Raw genomic sequence first — 21952 nt, forward strand, 5'->3', positions numbered from 1 at the left:
TAAAGCCACTCTGTGCGCGAACCGAAGTTTGCGCCGCGCCGTCCGCGGGCGTCGTCCGCGGGGCGTGAAAGAGGAGACTTCGATGAAATGGTTTGACCGCCTGTCCGTGCTCAGCAAGCTTTTGCTGTCTTTCGCGGTCGTGATTCTGTTCACTGCGTGCGTGGGCGCCACCGGCGTGGTTTCGCTCTCGAAGATGAACTTCCTGATCGAGGAAATCGGCGACCGTCACATGGACGGCCTCTATTGGGTCGAGGAAATCAACAAGCACAAGCTCAACACGGATCTCGCCGCCGCCAACCTCACTTTCGCCGACGATGCCGGCAAGGAAAAGCTGAAGGAAGGCATGGCCGGATCGCTCGACAGCATGCACCGCGCGTTCGAGCGCATGCGCCCGACGATGCGCTCGGCAGAAAGCCTCGCGCTCTACGATGCGGCCAGCAAGTCCGTCGCCGCGTGGGAAGACATCGTGCTGATGCAGATGGGTAAGAAAGCGATGCCCGTCGACGTCGATCAGATGGGCCTCATCGCGCGCGCGATCGCCGCGAGCGAGAAGGCGCGCGAATCGCTTGAGCGTCTCGCCGACTTCAAGCGCAAGCGCGCGACCGAGGCGCGCAGCAGCGCGGCATCGGAGTATGAAACGATGCGCGTCGTGATGCTCGCGCTCGTGTTCGGCGCGATGGTCGCGGGCGCGTTGCTCGCGGTGCTGATCGGGCGGCGTCTGTCGGCGCAACTCGGCGGCGAGCCGGCGTACGCGGCGGATATCGCCGACCGCATCGCGCGCGGCGATCTGGCGACGCGCGTCGCCACGCGTCCCGGCGACGACAGCAGCATGCTCGCGAGCCTCGGCAACATGAGCGCGAAGCTCGCGGACATCGTCGGCGGGATTCGGCATTCGAGCGATTCGATCCTGTACGCATCGCGCGAAATCGCGCAGGGCAACACCGATCTGTCGCAGCGCACGGAAGAGCAGGCGGCATCGCTGGAAGAGACGGCGTCGAGCATGGAGCAGCTCACGCAGACCGTGAAACAGAATGCGAGCAATGCGGACGAGGCGAGCGGACTCGCGCGCGGCGCGTCGGATGTATCGGCGCGCGGCAGCGAGCTCGTGGGCGAGGTCGTCGACAACATGCGCGAACTGGCGTCGGGCTCGAAGCGCATGACGGACATCATCGCGGTGATCGAAGGCATCGCGTTCCAGACGAACATACTCGCGCTGAACGCGGCCGTGGAAGCGGCGCGCGCCGGCGAGGAAGGGCGCGGCTTCGCGGTGGTCGCGGGCGAAGTGCGCTCGCTCGCGCAGCGGAGCGCGACGTCGGCGAAGGAAATCAAGGAGCTGATCGAAGCGTCGACGGCGCGCGTGGACAGCGGCGCGGCGCTCGCCGAGCGTGCCGGCGCGACGATGGCCGAAGTCACGCAGGCCGTGCAGCGCGTGACGGACATCATGGCGCAGATTTCGTCGGCATCGCATGAGCAGAGCGCGGGCATCGAGCAGGTGAATCGCGCGGTCGCGCAGATGGACGAGGTGACGCAGCAGAACGCGGCGCTCGTCGAACAGGCCGCCGCCGCGGCGGGCGCGATGGCCGATCAGGCCGAGCAATTGAAGAGCGCGGTCGCGGTTTTCGAGCTGGAGCGCGACGTCTCCGGCGCGGGAAAAGTGTGACGCGTCGCGGGCATGCGACGGCCAAACGGTCGTAATATCGGCTCGCTTGCCACCCGAGAGCCCGCTCCGTACACTCGCGCCTGATTTTTTCAGATCGAGCGCGCCGCACGGAGCGGCGCCTCACCGCCGCCAAGGAGCCCCGCCGATGTCCGATTCCTATTTCCCGCGCTGGCCGGTCCAGCCGGACGCCCAGGAGGGTCGCGTCGTCGGGCCCGACCAGCGCCTCGCCTGGCCGCAGATGATCGCGATGGGCATTCAGCACGTCGTCGCGATGTTCGGCTCGACCGTGCTCGCGCCGCTCTTGATGGGCTTCGATCCCAATCTGTGCATCTTCATGTCGGGCATCGGCACGTTGCTGTTTTTCGTGCTGGTCGGCGGGCGCGTGCCGAGTTATCTCGGTTCGAGCTTCGCGTTCATCGGCCTCGTGATCGCGGTGACGGGATACAGCGGTCATGGCCCGAACCTGAACATACCGGTGGCGCTCGGCGGGATCATTGCGTGCGGCGTGGCTTACACGATCATCGGATTGATCGTTGCGGCGGTCGGCACGAAGTGGATCGAAGCGCTGATGCCGCCGGTCGTGACGGGCGCGATCGTCTGCGTGATCGGGCTGAATCTCGCGCCGATCGCGGTGAAAGGCGTGATGGGCAGCAGCTTCGAATCGTGGATGGCGCTCGTCACCGTGCTGTGCGTGGGCGGCGTCGCGGTGTTCGCGCGCGGGATGGCGCAGCGGCTGCTGATCCTGATCGGCCTCGCGATCGCGTACCTTATTTACGCGGTGCTGACCAACGGCATGGGCATGGGCAAGCCGATCGACTTTTCGATCGTCGCGAACGCTGCGTGGTTCGGCATGCCGCACTTCACCGCGCCTGTCTTCGAAGCCCCGGCCATGACGTTGATCGCGCCGGTCGCGATCATTCTCGTCGCGGAGAATCTCGGGCACATCAAGGCTGTCGGCGCGATGACCGGCAAGAGTCTCGACAAGTACATCGGACGCGCGTTCATCGGCGACGGGCTGGCGACGATTGCATCGGGCTTTGCCGGCGGCACCGGTGTGACGACGTATGCCGAGAACATCGGCGTGATGGCCGTCACGAAGATCTATTCGACGCTCGTGTTCGTGATCGCGGCGCTGTTCGCGATCGTGCTCGGGTTTTCGCCGAAGTTCGGCGCGCTGATTCAGACGATTCCGGGGCCGGTGCTCGGCGGTGTGTCGATCGTCGTGTTCGGGCTTATCGCGGTGACGGGCGCGCGCATTTGGGTCGTCAACAAGGTGAATTTTTCGGATAACCGGAATCTGATCGTTGCGGCGGTGACGCTCGTGCTCGGGACCGGGGATTTCACGCTGAAGCTCGGGGGTTTCGCGCTCGGTGGCATCGGGACGGCTACGTTCGGCGCTATCATCTTTTATGCGCTGTTGCGGCGGCGGGGGGCGGGGGTGGTTTGAGGGCTTTTGCCGCTCGGTTTCAATTTCTTGGGTTTGAGAACATTGCGCTCGTACGGGGCGGCATCGGTGGATGACGTCCCTCAAACCGCGCAAGCGCGTCCGTCGCAGACGCGCTGGCTCAGCGATCGACGCGCCACAGCGCGCGTCGCCACCTCAGCCGATCCATCCGCTCTTACTGATCGATTTCATCCCCCCGAACGCGCTCGCTCGTAGAACTCCTGAGTCACTGTGCGCCGCTTGAAGATCTGCGCAGCGGGCTGAACTATCAACAGAAAGACTAGCCCCGCGGCCGCGATACTCCAAAACCAGCCAGGGCCGAACTCGCCCGCTTCGCCCAAGATCAGCAGCAACACGGTCAGGCAAACGAAGCCGTATGAAGTCGAAATTTGAATCAGGCTCAGGTTCGGCTCGACGGCGCGCGCGATCGGTGCATAGTCCTTGCCGATCAAATTCAGCCGGACACCCTCGGCGGCAGGCGCGACTACGACCTGCGGACCTTGCCCGTACTGCATCAATTCAGCCGCGAGTGCTTGCATCAGCAGCGGGCTGGCCGGTCCCGGAAGGCCGATTGCATGATCGAGGTCGAGCAAGGTCAATTCCGGCTCGCTGTCCTTCACCGCTGCGCGCATCACGTGGCCGTCGGGTTTGGACAGACCGCTCATCCACATGTGCTTCAGGCGCTTGACCGGTGTCGGCTCGGCAGTGACAAGCGTCTTGATGGCGTCAGGTATGTCGTCTGTTGTCGTGGGCATCGAGCGAAAGAGCCGCGCCTTGGGCTTGAGCTTCTTCTCGCGAAGCAGATTCCATGAAGCGAACAGCAGCGCGACGGCCGCTTCCGTGCAAGGTGCCGCGCCTTCCTCCTGAAGCTGACACGCGAGCAGAAGGCACAGGTCCGGCGTTCTCTTGCGCCGGTCAGAGGCGTAGTCATAGCGGGCGGTCTGGTTCGTCATCCATATATCGAGCAACGCCGAACACTCTTTCGCTTCGACGCGCGTCACAGCGATGTGCTCGAGGTTCGGCACTTCGAGCGCTTGCAGCACGCCGCGAAGTTGCGCGACGTGCGTCTCATGTGACGTCTGAAGCGCAATGTGGATGGTGCTTTTCCCTGCGAAGCGCGCGAGATGCGGCATCAACGGTTCGACAAGCTGCGTAAGCAACGCGGCGAAGTCGCGCTGCGCCAGCTTCGGCGATTTGCCGCCGTTCACCGGCGGCGTACCCTCCAGCGCGGCCATGCGCTCAGCGAGTTGCACTTCAGGCGTCACCGTCACGGTATCGAGCAAGGCCAGATCCCAGCGCGCCCAATCACGCCAGTCGGCGAAATGGTCCTTGCACAGGTAGTTCCACCAGTCGACACGCGTGTTCCAATCCTCGTAGGACTGATACAGCAAGGCGCACAACGCGCCCCACAGCAGCAAAGGCACCACCAACGCGAAGAGAAGAAACGTGCCCGATAAGATCGCTTCGCCCTGTTTCCAGTTCAGGATCGTGAGAATGAAGCCCGCGATGACGACAACGATTAGTGCAACGGCCGGAATCCACGGCGAAGGGTATTTCCAGTGCTTGAACTCGGGTATGGAAGGAATGCGCCAATCCATGCTCATGCGATGTCCATTCCTTGCGTCGTCGCTTTGACGATACTGCCGCATTGTGTGCGGCAACCGTCCGCGACGATATTGCGGCCGTGCTCTTCGTAGCCGTCACCGCATTCGATGATCGGGTTGTCGCCGTGCTCGGGGCACGTCACGATGTCGTGCAGTAGCGCGACCATGCGCCCGTCGATGTCGAATGAGGACGAAGCCGTTTTGACGACGCCACCGTGCGAAGTGGAATCGCCCTTGCGTACGGGTTGTTTCATGTTGGAATTTGGACAGAAATGAGGATGCCGGAGCGGCATGCCCCGGCGTTGGTCAGGTCAGCGGCAAGTCACGCGCCGAGCCATTCCCAGTAGAGTTTCGATGTCTCCGCCACGTTGAGCGTGGGAAATGCCTCGCCCATGCGCACGCGGCGCGTATAGCTCGCAATCGTTTCGTCGGTGAGCTTCGGCACGTACTCCATTCTGCGAAGCACCCACGTCCCGTCACGCGTGCAGGCGTCGGCGGGCTTGCAGATCGTTGCGCGTGCGAGGTCCGCTTCCCATTCCCATTTGTCCCACGTGTTCACGTCGAGCTTTGGCGCTGCCTTGCCCGCTTCGAGCTTCGTCACGAACTGGCTGCGAGGGCCGAAGACCGAGACCATGCGGTAATAGCCGGAGTCGGCAACCATCGCGCCGGATGGAAGCGCTGACACCTGCTTGGCCTTGCGGGCTTCGAACGCTTTCCATTCTTCAGGCGTCGAGGGGTAGTCGCGGTCGAAGGTGATGCGGTACGGATTCTTATAGTCGGAATGGAATAAGACCTTGCCTCTGCGAGCGATAGCTTCGTCAGCGGTAATGCTTGTGCCCACCATCAGGTTCATGAGATAGATCCCGCGATTAATTTTCTGAGTCGGCACCACCAGGAACTTAAAGGAAGCTCGTCCTGGCGCAGCTATGGTAACGAACTCCTCTGGATATTCGGCCTTATTGATTATCGGTACCCCAACTAAATCTACGCTCCACCCGTGGTTTTTCTCAATGTCTGATCCTCCCACTGTAAGTTGAGTAGACCACCCTCCAGACGGATCCCACTGATCGGGGGTTTTAATTTTGAGCGGAAACTGTCCGCTGTTGATGAATGTGACGGAGACTAGAAGGCCATTATCTTTCTTTTCTATTCCTTCAACTCTTGCATCGAGCTTAACCAGCGCACGACTGTCCCGGTCGAAATTCTGTCGCATGCGCGCGCTGAACGAATGCAGTCGCTGAGACAATTCATCCGTAAGTTGTTCAGTTCGACCGGTATAGGCAATCTCTTTTCCGTCCTCAACGCACCGCACTGTAAATTGAGTTCCCGGCTCAGTGAGAATGGCATTCGGATTGAGATTTTTCTTCGCGCCAAGGCAAAGCTCTGTATGTAGGTTTCTAACCTCAAGCAAATCGTCGCGAGAGATCTGCGTTCTTGTGACTCCAATTCCGACCACATCAGAGATGATGGTGTCGGAGAGCCCAATTTGAACCGTACCGTCCATCCACACTCCCACGCCATTGGAACCATTCTGCGTACCACTGAGCGTGGTAACACCGAAGCCTGGTCCCCTAGGGTACGGGGCTGGTTGTGCATGAAGATTTTGCATGATTAAAATAAGAAAAACGGTAGTGGTAAGGATTCTCAACCTAAGTTTGAAATTGAGCGGTAAGGAAAAGTTATGATTAGACATACCCTATCCTCCAATCTTTTTGCGACAGTTCCGAGAATTTCTTTGCGACGTATTCGAGGTGATACGGCGGTATCGTTGGGTTGCTAGTCCAAGCTCCTCCACCCATGAGCGTGGCCGAGCTTTCGAGTTGCCAGACTTGCTGTCCAGCGAAACTCGCACCGGTCGCGAAATCGATCTGGCCGTTCTTGATGTACCGTTTATGCACGATTCCGCCCTCAGCCCAATACTCATCAACGAAGTTGAAATTGTGACCGCATTCGTGCGCGATGACACTATCTCTTGCCGCTTCCACGAATGTCCCTGGCACGGATGAATCGGGTTTCATATTCTTTTCGCCCCACGAAGTCGAGTCCGCACGTGTCGCCGTGGTGAATAATCTAACCGTGTTTGCATCGTTTCCAGCATTGTTGTCGAAGAGGTTAACCATTAGATCAACCTTGAATTCGACGGCTACTCGGCAACCGCAAGCTGCATGTTTCGAGCATCCGTTCAAAATCAATATGCTTCGGTGCCGATTGAGTGTGGCCTCGATCTCCTGCTTCTTCGCTGCAAGAAAGGCGGGGGGCACGGCACTACGGTGCTGCATGACTAGGTTATTGTTGAAAATCTTTCCTGCTCCCGCGCGCACCCCGTAGTAATGGAGCATGCAATCATAGTGAACAACTTCCTTCTGTCCGCTTGTTGAGATAACCGGCTTCCCCGTGGCATCGACCTTGATAAGTTCAACCGGAGTCACTTTTATATGAACGCTTGCGTAGAGCGTTCTTTTCGCAGCGTCAAAATGCAGTGAAAAACTCGTTGCCTTGGGATATCCGGTAATCGTCGGGCTGCCTAAGTCATCGAGTATTGGTTGTTTGGATGCGTCGAGTTTTTCATAGGGTGCGGAGTCGAATGTTCCATCAAACTGACCCGTCATATCCTCGAACTGTCCGTCGCAGAAGACGGGACTATCTAGTTTCAGCGGTAGCGGATCATTTTGGATTGGCGACTTCGGTTCATGAGCGGAGTCATGATCCGCATTCGGATGGTTGGGAGAGTTGCCACTTATCGGCGGCTGCTCTATCTGCTCGATCGGCGTGGATCTCCTGCTACTGACCTTGCTGATCGGCTTTGGCGTAGCTACTGGCGCATTTGCAAACCCCTCCAAGCCCACCTCTTCAGCGGAAGGCGATACTTGCTCCGGGCGCGGATTTCCGCTCAGCCATGCGTTGCAGCTCGTCCTGAACGGCACGACGGTCGGCGAGAACGCCGGGCCACTCAGGTACAGTACTTCCGGCGCCCCCTTCTTCATCCCCGGCAGCTTGAGTTGCAACGGCTTTGCACTACCAAGCGTAATCGCGCCATCCTTCAACTCGACATACGCACCGCCGCATTCGAGCACGAGTTCCTTATCGGCGCGCACATGCACCGCGCCGTTCGCGCTCGTCACGATCACGTCCTTCTGCGCGGCAAGCGCCAACACGTCCGACTGAGCCTGAATCTCGATCGGCCCCTTGCCAGCGAATATGCGAATCCCCATCGTGTTCGCGAACAGCGACAAAACCTCGCGCGCTGCAATCGTCACGTTCTTGAACGCGCTGACATTGAATCCGCGAGACGTCGCCACACCCACGTCTTTGCCCGCGCCGATCATCACGCGATCCGGGGTAGCGAGCCCGATCCCGTGAGGCGCGGACAGCGCAATGACCTGCTTCCTGATATCGGCCAGTTCGTCTCTGAGCCATTGATTCTCGGCCTTCAGATCCGCGACTTCCGCCTTCGATGCAACCGCACCTTGCGCCAACGCATCGGCTTGCGCTTGTGTGCGTTCGAACAATGCCGTTGCACCGGCCGTATCCGTGACCTGTCCTTGCGCTTTGCTTTGCGCCTCGGCGGAAATCAACAGACCTTGACCGGCCCTGAGCGCGCCTTTCGCATCGCTGCGCAGCTCAAAACCGAGTCCGCGAAGCTGATCTCCGTTATTGACCGCATGACCGAGATTCAGTTGCGATTTACCCGGCTCTGTCGCAATCTTGATGTGTTCCTGATTCTCCCGATCCTCGACCTGAATCGTGTTATTGCGAATCGTGTGGATGACGACGTTACGCGTGCGCCACTTGTGTTGCTGATGAACCGGGTCGGTATCTTGCGAGTTATGCAGGGCATGCAGGATGTATGGCAGATCCGGATTACCCGCGAAAAACGCGACGGCCACCTCCGTGCCCGGTATATACGGCATGTGAAAGCCGCTCTGCCATTTCCCCGCGAAAGGCTTGCCGAGTCGCAACAGACAGCTATTCAGACCCGCGACGCGTTTCTCCCGGTCATCGTGGAACTGAACGATATATTCGCCGTGCGGATCGATGTAAGGACCGCTATAACCTTCCGTCGACGCAATCGTTCCGGTTATCGTGCCCTCGATGCGCGGCCATTCCGACTCGCGCAGCGGCATCCGATACAAGCGATCGGAAGGAATCGCGGTGAACTCGACCTTGTACCCTTGCTTGCGTGAAGCGCTGCACTTCATGCTCACGATCAGCAAGCCATACTTCGCATCCGCGAGCGTGTGATTGGTGAACGCGATGACGGTGCCGGGCGTGGCATCCAGCGAATCGCCCGTGCCGCGATATTCGATCTGCGCGGCCTCCGCGGCTTCGCGACGCAATAGTGCTTCGCGTTGCGCATCCTCTTTGGTTTCAATAGCCAGACTGGCCGTCGACGCCTCGCCGTAAGTGCTGGTGTCGTCCGTCTTGGCGCGAATCTGTTCGGTCGCCTCGATCGGATAAGGCGCCTGCCGGTAGTTATAGCTGCGCACGTGATAGGCAGCCGGAATGCTCACGGCGTGCATTTCCAACGACTTCACCGATTCCGCACCGTGCGTGTCCATGCCGGCTTCAGGACGGAACGGCAATTCAAACGCGCGATTATCACGCGCTGCATCACGGCGATAATGCGTGAAGTCATCGCCGAAGCGCACGACTTCGCAGTCTTCGCCTTCCTCGCAGACGAACCAGATGCCGGTGCGTTCGCACATCCGCTTGAGGAATGCCAGATCGGACTCTTGCCACTGCGTGACGATGCGCCGCTTTCGATACGTCCGATACAGCTTCATGTCCACGCGCGCCCAAATCTTGTTGAAGCCGTGCTCCTGCAAGAGTTGTTGCATGATCTCGGGCTCGCTCTTGTCGAAGAAGAAGCGAACCTTCGGCGTGTTTCGCAGAAGCGCGAGCCGCGATTCCAATACGACTTCGTAGACGCTTTGGTTCTTCGAGGTCGAAAGTTTGGAGAAGCCCGTCACGACGCCGTATTTGTGACGTGGCGGTTCGGGTCTGAGTCGTCGCGGCGGCTGAATAAGCAACGAGCCGCGCTTGCCAAGATATTCACGCTGAGACAAATCGTGCGAGGTATGCGTGAACTGGATTGTGTAGCGGCTCTCGCGTCCGATCGCTTCTTCGCCCTCGATACTGAAAACGTCGGCAATGGCCGAACTCGGTACACTGCGCATCTCCAGAAAATAAGGTTGATGCTGTCCTCGAAAGGCCTGGTCACGCCTTTCAAAGTATTCGTCGCTTCGATTCAAGTATTCCTCCTTCGCGGCTGAACGCACGTAACCGGCATAAAAAAAACCGCCGTTGGCGAGTCAGAAGCAGTGCTTAACTTCGGAGCGTCGTTGATCCAGACGATGACGTACGCGAGAAGCCGCGCTTTCCTAGTCCGAAGTTGCCATTGTTTCCGATCAGACTCGTTAGCCCTACGAAGGGTAACGCAAGCCGCTTGATATGTGTGTCAATTCTTGACGCACCGCCCTTGCGAAGATCAATCGCCCGCGCCGGACGAGAGAATCAGATTGTTCTTGCGCGCTCAGGCGAGGCGAGACAGTCGCAAGGGAAAGCGTAACTCGCTTTAGCGTCTCGCGCGTTGCGAACATTTTTACTCAGCGTTAGTCGTATCTATTCGGGAATTCGCATGGCCCATGTAAGGAAGATAGAAAAATTCCTGCTTTGCGCCGCACAGAAACGAGGCCAATAAAAATCAAGATCGCGACAAGAAGCCCCAAACCCCTACGCCCCCGCCCCCCGCTTCCGATTCACAATAGCAGTCTCCGAAAGATCCACCTCCCGCATCAGCTTATTGAGCGTTTCATCGTTGATATGCTGCAACGAGCGCAGCTTCAGCAATTCCGCTCGCTCGGCCCGCAACGCCGCCATCTTCAACCGCGTCTCCACCATTTCGCTCTTCTTCGCGGCCTTGCGCGACGCTTCTTCGTCGCCGAGCGATTCCAGCCGTCTGCGATACATGCTCATCACGCGCGCGGTCGAATCGGCGCAACGCGCGGACGCGGCTTCGTCCATCTGTTCGATGAGCTCATCATGCGTATCGTCGATCGCGCGAATCGCGGCCTGCGCCGCGCGACGACGCGCCATGCGCTCCTCCACCGCATGCGGATTCTTCTCGCGCTCGATGCCGCGCAGCATCAGCGGCAAGCCGACGACGGCGATCAGGAGCGACGCCAGAATCACCGCCGACGCGATGAAAATCGCCAGATCGCGCCCGGCGAGCGTCACGGGCAGCGACAGCACGCCCGCCAGCGTCACGGCACCGCGCACGCCGCCGATCGTCGTCAGCGCCAGCGTGCGAAAACCGGGCGCGGCGCTGTCGAGGCCCTGCTTCGCCGTACGGCGCGCGGCGACCCAGCGCAGCGAATACACCCACACGAAACGCAACGCATAAAGCGCGATCAGCGTCGCGAACACATAGCCGATGAGCAGCCCGACCTGCGCGTTGCCGTCGTGATGCGCCTCGATCAGCGCCTGCCCGATGATGTGCGGAAACTGCAGTCCGAGCAGGATGAACACCATGCCGTTGAAGACGAATTCGATCATCGTCCAGGTGCTCGTCATGCGCACGCGCACCGCGCTCGGAATGCCTTCGCGCAAGCTCTGGATGTTCATCATCATGCCCGCCGACACCGCCGCCAGAATGCCCGAGCAGCCAACGTGCTCGGCCATCACGTACGACGCGAACGGAATCAGGATCGTGAGGATGACGCCCGCGGCGGGATCGTCGTCGTCGGAGAATTTCAGCAGGCGCGACGGAATCTCGGTGACGGCCCAACTGATCGCCGCGCCGATCGCCAACCCGCCCGCCGCGATGATGAAAAAGCTGACCGTCGCGTCGCGCAGCGAGAACACGCCCGTCAGCGCGGCCGCGATCGCGAACTTGAGCGCGACGAGGCCCGACGCATCGTTCATCAGCGCCTCGCCTTCGAGAACGTGCATCAGGTTCGCGGGAATCCGGTTGCGCCCGGCGATGCCCGTCAGCGCGACGGCATCGGTCGGCGAAAGCACGGCGGCGAGCGCGAACGCGATGGGCAGCGGCATCGACGGAATCATCGCGTGCAGGAAATAGCCGAGCACGCCGACGGTGATGAACACGAGCCCGAGCGCAAGCATCAGGATCGCGCGGCGCTGCATGTACAGCTCGCGCTTCGGTATGCGCCAGCCGTCCGCGAACAGCAGCGGCGGAATGAAGAGCAGCATGAAAAGTTCAGGATCGAACGTGACGTGCAGCGCGAATCCCGGCCACGCGAGGCACGCGCCGATCGCGATCTGGATGAGCGGCAGCGGCAGCTTGATCGGAAGCAGGCTCAGTCCGAATCCCGAAAGCGCGACAGCCAGCAGAAGAATGAGAACGGTAAAAACGATTTCCATGTGTGCGCTACTGCACCAGACGCACGAACGGCTGTGCGCGCGGCGTCTAGCATTGTTTCGATGAGCGCAAAGTTTAGCGTTTGCTCGCGATGCGGGCAGCGGACGCGCCGCCGGCTTTCGCACCGCGACGGTGCGCGTGCACCTGAAATCGCCTGCTGACGGTGCACGCGGGACGCAAAACACCGGCCGCGCGCAGCGCGCTCTGCGCATGGAGCTTGCTTTACCGAAAGCCACGGGACAGAGAGACTCCCGGCGAGATCACCGAGGGCAGTTCTTATGACAATGGTATGGGGCATCACGCAGCCGAGTGCGTTTCGCCACGGCGTTCAGGCGAGGGCATCGGCATGATGATCGCAAATCCCGAGAAGACGACGGTTTCCGCGCGCAGCTTCGAGCTAGGCGTGACATCGGGCTTCGATCGCTATTCGGTCGAACACGGCGAGTTGACGTTATCGAGCGTCTTTCAGCCGGTGTTCAGTCTGTCGCACATGCGCGCCGTCGGATACGAGGGCTTGCTGCGCGCGCACGATGCGCTCGATCGCCCGGTGTCGCCGCTCGATGTGTTCGGGCAGGCATCGCGCGTCGGCGAGGCGTTGCAGATCGACCGGCTCGCGCAGGCGCTGCATCTGGAAAACTTCAGGATGCTCGGCGCGAAGGACGAATGGCTCTTTCTCAACGTGCATCCCGGCGCGCTGACCGAGCCGTATCACGCCGCCGCGCTGCTCGCGAATCTGAAGCGCCTGAATCTGGAGCCGCGCCGCGTCGTGCTGGAAGTGCTCGAGCAAAGCGCCGAGGATATCGAGCGGCTCGCGCTCGCGGTGCAGCAGTTCCGCGACCACGGCTTTCTCATCGCGCTCGACGATTTCGGCGCGGGGCACACGAACATCGAACGGATCTGGCAGCTCGATCCGGACATCGTCAAACTCGATCGCGTCATGCTTTCGCACGCCGGCCACAACGTTCACGCGCCGCTGTCCGCTCGCTCGCTCAAGCAGCGGCAGAACATGGAGGCGGTGCTGTCGGGCATCGTGTCGTTGCTGCATCAGGCGGGCAAGCTCGTGCTGATCGAAGGCGTCGAGACCGAGCACGAGGCGCAACTCGCGCTCGCGAGCGGCGCGGATTTCGTGCAGGGCTTTTTCTTCGCGCGGCCGCATCCGGGTCTCGCGGACAGCGCGCACGCGCAAAACGTGATCGGCGAGCTGACCGAGCGTTACCGACTGCAGACCGAAGCGCGCGAACGGCGCGTCGCGACGAGGCTTCAGCCGTATATCCGCGCGTTCGAGCGCGCGGCCGAGCGGCTCGCGGCGGGGGAGCCGCTCGAAGAAGTGTGCTGGAATTTCCTCGCGCTCGATAACGCCGCTCGCTGTTTTCTGCTCGATCAGAACGGCAAGCAGGCCGGCCGCAACGTCGTGCTGCGCGCCGACCGCGCCGCGCACGAAGCGCGCTTTCTGCCGCTCATCGATGCGCAGGGCGCGAACTGGCTGCGCCGTCCGTACTTCCGCGCGGCGCTCGGCGATCCCGAGCGCGTGCACGTGACGAAGCCGTATCTGTCGATCAACGAAGCGATGCCCTGCGTCACGCTCTCCGTGGAGACGCGCGCGCAGGGCAAGCGCTGCGTGCTGTGCGGCGATATCGACTGGCTGCCCGACGATATCGACTGATTACTTCGCCACGACGACCGGAATCCCCTTCAGCGATGCCGCGCCCTTCACCGAATCGATGGAGGCGCGCACCGCGTCGCTCGTCGCCGCTTCGATGCCGATGCGCGCCGCGATGTCGCGTTCGCTGCGCTTGACCATCGCGACGTTCGCGAGCTTGACGTGTCCGTAGCCGCGCACTTTCTCGAACAGCGCGGCGAGGGCTTGCACGTCCTTCGCGTTGTCGGCGTTCAGGCGGGACAAGGCGCGCGTCATGGTGATCTCGAAGTCGTCGGCGAGCTGATGCTCCATGCGGCGTTCGAGCGTCCGTCCGAAGACGTCGAGCGCGGTGCCGCGCAGCGCGCGAAACTTCGCGAGGCCGTCGAGCACCGGCCACATCCACTGGCCGAACACTTTCTTCTTCGGCGCGCCGTGTGACAGAACCGGCGGCGCGAAGTTGAACTTCACCGCGTAATCCGAGCCTGCCGTGCCTTCGAACTGCGCGCCGAGCGCGGCGCGGAACGCCGGGTCCGCGTGCAGGCGCGCGACTTCGTATTCGTCCTTCACGGCGAGCAGCTTGTAGAACGAGATCGCGATGGCGCGCTTCACGTCCTCATTCGCCGATGCCTTCGCGAGCAGCGACCGATAGCGCCCGACGAACTTCTTGCCGCCATACGCGAGCAAGCGCGCTTCGCGATCGCCGATGAGTTCCGCGAGCGGCATATCCGCCATGACGATGCGCTTCTGCTGGGTCGATGCGGTCAGCGATTCGAGCGCTTTCATGTCGTGCGCGGCGAGACGGCCGATCGAAAACGCCAGCTTGTTCGCCGCGACCGCGACGTTGTTCAGTTCGAGCGCGCGCATCAACGCTGCGAGCGACAGCGGCACGAGGCCGAGCTGCCACGCGAAGCCGAGCATCAGAATGTTCGCGCCGATGGTGTCGCCGAGAAAACGCTGGGCGAGCGCTTGCGCGTCGCAACTGCGCATCGCGTCGTGCGCGGCGGGGCCGGCGGCGTGACGCATCTTGTCGAGCAGCGCATCCGCGTGAAGATTCGCTTCGGGGTTCTGCACGAAGCTCGCGTTCGGAATCGCGTGTGTGTTCACGACGATCTTCGTGCGATCGTGCCGCACCGTCTGCAGCGCTTCCGGGCTCGCGCCGACGACCATGTCGCACGCGAGCAGCAAGTCCGCCTGTTGTGTGTCGATGCGTACCTGATTGAGCAGCGCATCGGTCGCGGCGAAGCGCACGAACGACAGCACCGAGCCGCCTTTCTGCGCGAAGCCCATGAAATCGAGCACCGACGCGCTCTTGCCTTCCAGATGCGCTGCCATGCTGATGAGCGCGCCGACCGTCACGACGCCCGTGCCGCCGACGCCCGTCACGAGGATGTCGTACGGCGCGTTATCGAGCTGGCCTTGCGGCAGCGGCAAGGCATCGACGCGGCGCGCGAGTTCGGCGGGATCGAACGCGTGGCCTTCGGCCTTCTTGAGCTTCGCGCCTTCGACCGTGACAAAGCTCGGGCAGAAGCCGTTCACGCACGAATAATCCTTGTTGCACGACGACTGATCGATGCGGCGCTTGCGTCCCAGTTCCGTTTCCACAGGCTCGACCGACAGGCAATTCGATTGCACGCCGCAATCGCCGCAGCCTTCGCAGACGGCTTCGTTGATGAAAAGCCGCTTGTCCGGATCGGGAAACTCGCCTTTCTTGCGGCGGCGGCGCTTTTCGGCGGCGCACGTCTGATCGTAGATGAGGACGGTGACGCCCGGCGTGTCGCGCAGACGGCGCTGCACGTCGTCCAGCTCGCCGCGATGATGAAACGTCGTGCCGCGCGGAAACTGATCTTCGTGACCGATGTATTTCTCCGGCTCGTCGCTCACGACGACGAGCAGCGCGATGCCTTCGGCTTCGACCTGACGCGCGATCTGCGGCACGGAAATGCTGCCGTCGACGGGCTGGCCGCCCGTCATCGCGACGGCGTCGTTATACAGAATCTTGTACGTGATGTTCGCCTTCGCGGCCACGGCCTGGCGAATCGCGAGAATGCCGGAATGAAAGTACGTGCCGTCGCCGAGATTCTGAAAGACGTGCGGCGTTTTCGTGAACATCGAGTGCGACGCCCAGTCGACGCCTTCGCCGCCCATCTGGATGAGACCGGTCGTGTCGCGCTCCATCCACGACGCCATGAAGTGACAGCCGATGCCCGCCTGCGCGACCGAGCCTTCCGGCACTTTCGTCGAGGTGTTGTGCGGGCAGCCCGAGCAGAAATAGGGCGTGCGCTTCACGGCATCGGCGACATTCGACAGGATTTGCGGCGCGACCAGATCGACCACTTTGTCGCGGCGATCGAGCGCCGGCTTGTGACGCGCGAGCCAGTCCGCGAACACCGGCAACACGCGCGACGGACGCAATTCGCCGAGCGCGGAAAGCAGTTGCGCGCCGTCGCGAGCGTTCTTGCCGATGACGATCGGCCGCGCGCCGTCGACGCGGTTATACAGATGGTCCTTGATCTGCTGCTCGATGACCGGGCCTTTGTCCTCGATGACGAGCACTTCGCTCAGACCTTCGACGAAGGTCTCGAGCCGCGTCGTTTCGAGCGGATACGACAGCCCGACCTTGTAGATCCGCACGCCCGCGCGGTCGAGATCGTCGACGGTGAGATCGAGGCGGCGCAGCGCTTCCATCAGATCGAGATGCGCCTTGCCGCACGTCACGATGCCGACGTTCGCACGCGGGCTCGGCGCGATCCACTTGTCGATGCTGTTCGTGCGCGCGAAGTGGCGCACGGCCTCGATCTTCGCCGCGAGACGCGCTTCGATCGTGAGGCTCGGCAGATCGGGCCAGCGGTTGTGCAGGCCGCCCGCCGGCGGCGTGAAATCTTGCGGCGCTTGCCAGTCGAGCCTGAGCGCATCGAGATCGACGGTCGAGCCGGATTCGACCGTCTCCGAAATCGCCTTGAAGCCGATCCACGCGCCCGAAAAGCGCGACAGCGCCCAGCCGTAGATGCCGAACTCCAGCATGTCAGCGACGTTCGACGGATTCACCACCGGCATGTGCCAGGAGATCATCGTCTGATCGCTCTGATGCGGCATCGACGACGACACGCAGCCGTGGTCATCGCCCGCGACGACGAGCACGCCGCCGTGCGGAGACGAGCCGTACGCGTTGCCGTGCTTGAGCGCATCGCCTGCTCGATCGACGCCCGGGCCTTTGCCGTACCACATCGCGAACACGCCATCGACGGTGCGTTCCGCGTCCGATTCCACGCGCTGCGTGCCGAGCACGGCCGTGCCGCCGAGTTCCTCGTTGATCGCGGGCAAGAAGCGCACATCGTGCGACGCGAGCAGTTTCTTCGCTTTCCACAATTGCTGATCGACCATGCCGAGCGGCGAGCCGCGATATCCGCTGATGAAGCCAGCGGTGTTCAGGCCGGCGGCGCGGTCGAGTTCGCGCTGCATCAAAACGAGACGCACGAGCGCCTGCGTGCCGGTGAGGAAGATCCGGCCTTTCGTGGCGGAGAGGTTGTCGCCGAGTTGATAGTCCGACAGCGCGGGAGGAAAAAAGGCATCGGCGGGGACGCGCGCGTTCATGAGATCTCCGTGTCTTGTAGGTATGCGAGGCAATGCGACATTCTTTGCCGACAAAAGCGGAATGTTTTTGCTTACTCGCAGCGAATACCGTCGCGCCGAGAAACATCGGGCTGATTTTCGAGATACGCGAGAGAAATTTCCTCGATCTGTCCGGGCTTCGCGTAAACCCGGGTCGGGCGTCGGCGCGCGAAAGGGCTAACCTGAATGCCTCGACAGCCAACCCGATTGCAGCCGATGAAGCTCTTTTACTGGCCGAAGACGCGCGCCTTTCGCGCGCTGTGGATGCTCGAAGAAATGCGCGTGCCGTATCAACTGGAGTTCGTGAACATCCGAGCCGGCGCGCAGAACGATCCGAACTTCTGCCGCGTCAATCCGATGTCGAAGCTGCCCGCGCTGGAAGACGGCAGCGTGCGCGTGGCCGAATCGGGCGCGGTGCTGCTGTATCTGGCGGATCGCTATCCGGAAACGACGCTCGGCGTGCCGCTGCACGATCCGTCGCGCGGGCGCTTTCTGCAGTGGATGTTTTTCACCGGTTCGTGCCTCGAACCCGCGATGGCCGAACGCGTGACCGGCGCGCAAGGCAACACGGTGAGTTTCGGATGGGGCGATCTCGCGCGCGTCGAGCACGCGATCGAAAACGCGCTGGAAGAGGGGCCGTGGCTGCTCGGCGAGCAATTCACCGCCGCGGACATTCTCGCGGCGAGCACGCTGCAGATCGCGTTCAGGGCGAAGCTGATCGAGCCGCAGGGCGTGCTTTTCGATTACGTCGAACGCGCGCTCGGGCGCGAGGGCTACGAGCGCGCGTCAGCGATCGATCATCGCGAGGCCGAGCGGCTGGCGCTGAACAGCCACGCGGGCGTCGTGCATTCGTCGAGCGAGAGTTAGGGAAACGCGCGCGGCTTGGGAATGCCCGCGCCGGCTTCGATATCCGACACCGCGCGCCGATGCGCCAGCTCGACGGCTTCGGCGCGATCGGCGAGACCGTCGTCGCCGCCGACGGTCGTCCACGTCTGCACCGCCTTGTCGTGATGACGGATCTCGTACTCCGCGTCCCAGCGCGAGCCCTGCAGCTCGACCGGCCTCACGTGGATGGCGTAGACGCCATAAAGGAAGATCTGCTCCGGCATGTTGTCCTCCGATGCGGCCATGCAGCGTGGCTACAACTCGATTTCCCCGAGGATGCGGTGCGCGAGCGCGCGCGCTTCGTTGAGCGCTTCTTCTTCGTTGCCCGACGCGGCTTCCACTTCGTAGAGCGTCGCTTCGGTATCTTCGCCGTCGTCGCGTGCGAGCGAGACGAGGCCCTGGTACTGACCGCCGTCGATGGCGCGCACGCCGATCGTCGCGGTGTAGATGCCTTTCGTGTAGGTGGTGTCTTCCATGATGGATTCGCCTCCAGGCAAGGACGAATCCATGCTAGCACGCTGATATGTAACGCGTGCGACGCTTATTTCAGCAACGCCTCGACCTCATCCAGCGACGGCGAATGCGCGCCCGAATGACGGCACGCCGCCGCGCCCGCCGCGAGCGCGAACTTCAGATGTTCGGGCCATTCGCCGTGACGCGCCATCAAGCTATAGAGCAATCCGCCGATGGACGCATCGCCCGCGCCGACCGTATCGGCCACTTCGACGCTCGGCGGACGCGCGCTGTACTGCTCGTCGCCGGCATAGAGCGTGGCTTCCGACGAGCCGCGCGTGACGAGCACGGTGGCTTGGCGGTTCATCGCGCGGATTTTCGCGAGCGCGTCGGCTTCGGGCATGCCTTTGAACAGCATGTGCAGATCTTCGTCGGACACCTTGATCAGATCGGCGAGGCCCGCCATGTTGCGCAGGATCGGCTCGTAGCCGTGCTCCATCAGATTGCGATAGTTCGGATCGAAGCTGATCTTCACGCCGTGTTCGCGCAACTGACGGGCGAGCGCGGCAAGCGTCGCGCCGAGCGGCTGACGCACGAGGCTGATGCAGCCGAAATGCGCCCACTTCACGCGCTCCATCCAGCCTTGCGGCAGCCGCGACGGATCGAACGCGAGATCGGCGCCGTTCTCGCCCATGAAGTAGTACGTGGGCGGCTGCGTCTTGTGGACGATCGCGAGCAAGGGCGGACGCTCGACGCGCTGCATGAAGCGCATGTCGAGGCCCGAAGCGACGCTCGCGTCCCACAGATCGTCGGAGAAATTGTCCGTGCCGAGCGAGCCGGCGCAGGCCGTCGGCAGGCCGAGCCGCGCGACCGCGCGCGCGACGTTCCAGCCCGCGCCGCCCGGACGCGAAAGCCAGCTTGACACGTCCGTGCGGATCATGTCGGTGAGGATGTCGCCCGCGGAAACGAATTGCGGAAAAGTGGTTTGCTCGCTTGCCATGCTTGTCACCGTTGAGTCGAAGTCGGGGCCAGCGCGTTCAGCACTTCGTAGCACGCGCCCATCGTGTGGTAGTCGGTCTTGCCGGCGGGACTTTTCTCGTCGCCGTACTTGCGGTTGTCGCACGTCAGAATGCGATACCACGCGCCGTATTCGTGATCGACGAAGCGCTCCCAGCTATAGCGCCAGAGTTCGTCATAGCAATCCCAGAAACGCTCGCGTCCCGTGCGCGCGCCGAGCAGCGCCGCCGCCGCGAAGCCTTCGGCCTGCACCCAGAAATACTTGTCGTGGTCGCAGATGGTGTCGTCCGGGCCGAAGCCGTAGTAGAGGCCGCCGTGACGGCTGTCCCACGCGCGGTTGAAGCCGGCGTCGAACAGTTCGACGGCGCGCGCCGAGAGCCACGGCAGCGCGCGATGCCGCTCCAGAATCAGCAGCAGCTTCGCCCATTCGATCTGATGACCCGGCTGAAAACCCCACGGACGGAAGATGTTCGAACTGTCCGATTCGTTGTAGTGCCAGTCGACCGACCAGTCGCGATGAAAATGCTCCCACACCATGCCGTGCGACAGCTTCGCCTGCCGCAGCGTGATGTTGCCCGCGATCTTTTCCGCGCGATCCAGATAGATGACGTGACCCGTCGCCTCGTAAGCCGCGAGCAGCGCCTCGGTCGCGTGCATGTTCGCGTTCTGCCCGCGATAGTCCGAAAGCCGCCAGTCGGGCGTGGCTTCGTCGGCGTAGAGGCCGGCGTCGGCGTCCCAGAAACGCTTTTCCATCAGCGCGAAGGTTTCGTCGATCATCGGCCTGGCTTCGTCGATGCCCGCCATCGCCGCGTGCGCGCATGCGAGCAGCACGAACGCCGTGCCGTAGCAGTGGCGCGTGCCGTCGAGCGTGCGCTTCTGGCCGTCGTGCCACTCGATTTCCCAGTCGTAACCTTCGTTCGCGGCGTCCCAGTGGGCGTCGCGCAGGAATCTGAACGCGTGATGCGCGTCGTCCCGATAGCGCGCGTCGCCGAAGTGGCGGAAGGCCATCGCGTAGTTGAAGACGAAGCGCGTGCTGCTGACGAGATGGCGCGTCGTGCGGTTATAGACGCTGCCGTCGTCCTTGAAGAAATGAAAGAAACCGCCGGACGGATCGCGCGCGTTCGGCGCGTAGAACGCGAGCGTGTCGCGTACGTGGGAGAGCAGGAAGTCGCGGCTGCGGAAATCGATCGCGCGTTCTGCTGGCGCCGGTTCCGCGAGGGCAGGTGAGGCGGTCATGTTCATGGCGTGCTGATGTCCTGTTTCGTGCCCGAGCTCGCGCGAGGAACGAAATTGACGGCGACGAGCGTGTCGGCCTGGCTCGGCGGGCTCGATTGATCTTCCAACAGCAATTCGACACCGCGGCGCCCGAGCGCTTCCTTGTCGACGGTCACGGTCGAGAGCGGCGGCGTGCTTTGGGCGGCGGCCGGAATGTCGTCGAAACCGACGAACGCGATGTCGTCCGGCACGCGCAAGCCGTGCGCGAGACAGACGCGCATCGCGGCGAGGGCCGCTGCATCGTTATAGGCGAAAACGGCGTCGGGCAGGGGACCGGATTGCGCGCGGGCTTCCGCGATGAGGCGTTCCATCGCGTCGGCGGCGGCCTGATCGGCGGTCAGACCCGGCTGCGTCATGACCTCGAGCGTCGGATCGAAAAGCTGGCCGGCATCGAAATATGCTTTCCGATAGCCGAGCGCGCGTTGCGCGATGCTGTAATGCGCGAGCGATCCGCCGATGAACGCGATGCGCCGCCGCCCTTGCGCGAACAGATGCTGCATCGCGAGCGACGCGCCGCTCACATTGTCGATGTTGACGGAGCGGAATCCCGGCGCGCGCAGGTCGATCAGCACGGTGGGCCGCGCGAGCGAATGCAGATGCGCGAGCAGTTCCGGCTCGACGAAACCCGCGACCGCGATAGCGTCCGGCGCGTGCAGGCGCATCTGCTGCGCGAGATCGTGCGTCGGACCGGCCGTGAGCACGGATGGCACGAGCCGCCGCTCGCGGCACGCTTCCTCGAAACCGTTCAGCACATGGGAAAAGAAAGGGCTGACGGCGAAATTGTTGTGCTGCCGATGCAGCAGAAAGGTCACGCGACGAATGCGCGTGCGCAACTGAGCCGAATCGTAGCCGAGTTGCTGCGCCACTTCGACGACGCGCACGCGCGTCGCCTCGGACAAGCCTGGTTGATTCTTGAGCGCGCGCGAAACCGTCCCGATCGAGACGCTTGCCGCGCGCGCGACATCGCGAATGGTGGTGGCCATCG

Annotated in this window: 15 protein-coding genes; 4 read left to right on the forward strand and 11 right to left on the reverse strand. The window is 62.4% G+C overall.

Annotation, left to right across the window (positions count from 1 at the left end; translation table 11 throughout):
- The first annotated feature begins 82 nt into the window (after positions 1-82).
- Both NCT05_RS01445 and NCT05_RS01450 read left to right on the forward strand, forming a co-directional pair.
- Positions 83-1660 carry a methyl-accepting chemotaxis protein gene (locus NCT05_RS01445; RefSeq protein ID WP_250501635.1) on the forward strand — a complete coding sequence of 526 codons (1578 nt, stop codon included), beginning with the start codon at positions 83-85 and terminating at the stop codon, positions 1658-1660.
- 145 nt (positions 1661-1805) lie between these two features.
- Positions 1806-3107, forward strand: coding sequence for a solute carrier family 23 protein (locus NCT05_RS01450; protein ID WP_250501636.1), 1302 nt, complete (start codon positions 1806-1808; stop codon positions 3105-3107).
- Between the two features lie 185 nt (positions 3108-3292).
- Here the strand turns inward: NCT05_RS01450 and NCT05_RS01455 are convergent, their stop codons facing one another.
- From NCT05_RS01455 to NCT05_RS01475, 5 genes are all read right to left on the reverse strand, one after another.
- Positions 3293-4708: a KPHS_23130 family T6SS system protein gene (locus tag NCT05_RS01455; protein WP_250501637.1), complete on the reverse strand. Its 1416-nt coding sequence runs from the start codon at positions 4706-4708 to the stop codon at positions 3293-3295.
- Positions 4705-4962: a PAAR domain-containing protein gene (locus NCT05_RS01460; RefSeq protein WP_250480203.1), complete on the reverse strand. Its 258-nt coding sequence runs from the start codon at positions 4960-4962 to the stop codon at positions 4705-4707. The genes NCT05_RS01455 and NCT05_RS01460 overlap by 4 nt, the downstream gene beginning before the upstream one ends.
- 68 nt (positions 4963-5030) lie before the next feature.
- Positions 5031-6401 (reverse strand): hypothetical protein, encoded by a 1371-nt coding sequence (locus tag NCT05_RS01465; protein ID WP_250501638.1) that lies wholly within the window; start codon positions 6399-6401, stop codon positions 5031-5033.
- Positions 6394-9960 (reverse strand): type VI secretion system Vgr family protein, encoded by a 3567-nt coding sequence (locus tag NCT05_RS01470; protein WP_250501639.1) that lies wholly within the window; start codon positions 9958-9960, stop codon positions 6394-6396. Before NCT05_RS01470 ends, NCT05_RS01465 begins: the two co-directional genes overlap by 8 nt.
- Before the next feature lie 481 nt (positions 9961-10441).
- A complete protein-coding gene (locus NCT05_RS01475) occupies positions 10442-12091 on the reverse strand; it encodes a Na+/H+ antiporter (RefSeq protein ID WP_250433399.1) in 1650 nt (549 codons plus the stop codon).
- Positions 12092-12435: 344 nt separating this feature from the next.
- On the opposite strand from NCT05_RS01475, the gene NCT05_RS01480 reads away from it, so the two are divergent.
- Positions 12436-13752, forward strand: a complete 1317-nt coding sequence (locus NCT05_RS01480) for an EAL domain-containing protein (RefSeq protein ID WP_008351986.1) — start codon at positions 12436-12438, stop codon at positions 13750-13752.
- Here the strand turns inward: NCT05_RS01480 and NCT05_RS01485 are convergent, their stop codons facing one another.
- On the reverse strand, positions 13753-17319 hold the full coding sequence (locus NCT05_RS01485; RefSeq protein WP_250501640.1) for an indolepyruvate ferredoxin oxidoreductase family protein: 3567 nt from the start codon (positions 17317-17319) through the stop codon (positions 13753-13755).
- A gap of 234 nt (positions 17320-17553) precedes the next feature.
- On the opposite strand from NCT05_RS01485, the gene NCT05_RS01490 reads away from it, so the two are divergent.
- A complete protein-coding gene (locus NCT05_RS01490) occupies positions 17554-18204 on the forward strand; it encodes a glutathione S-transferase family protein (protein WP_034470349.1) in 651 nt (216 codons plus the stop codon).
- On the opposite strand, the gene NCT05_RS01495 is transcribed toward NCT05_RS01490, so the two are convergent.
- The 5 genes from NCT05_RS01495 to NCT05_RS01515 form a co-directional block, all read right to left on the reverse strand.
- Entirely contained in the window at positions 18201-18446 is a 246-nt protein-coding gene (locus NCT05_RS01495; protein ID WP_008351976.1) for a hypothetical protein, read from the reverse strand. The genes NCT05_RS01490 and NCT05_RS01495 overlap by 4 nt on opposite strands.
- A 30-nt stretch (positions 18447-18476) precedes the next feature.
- On the reverse strand, positions 18477-18698 hold the full coding sequence (locus tag NCT05_RS01500) for a hypothetical protein (RefSeq protein WP_008351974.1): 222 nt from the start codon (positions 18696-18698) through the stop codon (positions 18477-18479).
- Positions 18699-18763: 65 nt separating this feature from the next.
- On the reverse strand, positions 18764-19675 hold the full coding sequence (locus NCT05_RS01505) for a carbohydrate kinase family protein (protein WP_008351973.1): 912 nt from the start codon (positions 19673-19675) through the stop codon (positions 18764-18766).
- A gap of 5 nt (positions 19676-19680) precedes the next feature.
- Positions 19681-20934 carry an AGE family epimerase/isomerase gene (locus tag NCT05_RS01510; RefSeq protein WP_250456650.1) on the reverse strand — a complete coding sequence of 418 codons (1254 nt, stop codon included), beginning with the start codon at positions 20932-20934 and terminating at the stop codon, positions 19681-19683.
- Positions 20931-21950, reverse strand: a complete 1020-nt coding sequence (locus tag NCT05_RS01515; RefSeq protein ID WP_250501641.1) for a LacI family DNA-binding transcriptional regulator — start codon at positions 21948-21950, stop codon at positions 20931-20933. The genes NCT05_RS01510 and NCT05_RS01515 overlap by 4 nt, the downstream gene beginning before the upstream one ends.
- Between the last annotated feature and the right edge of the window lie 2 nt (positions 21951-21952).

The organism is Caballeronia sp. AZ7_KS35 (assembly GCF_023631045.1).
GTDB lineage: Bacteria > Pseudomonadota > Gammaproteobacteria > Burkholderiales > Burkholderiaceae > Caballeronia > Caballeronia zhejiangensis.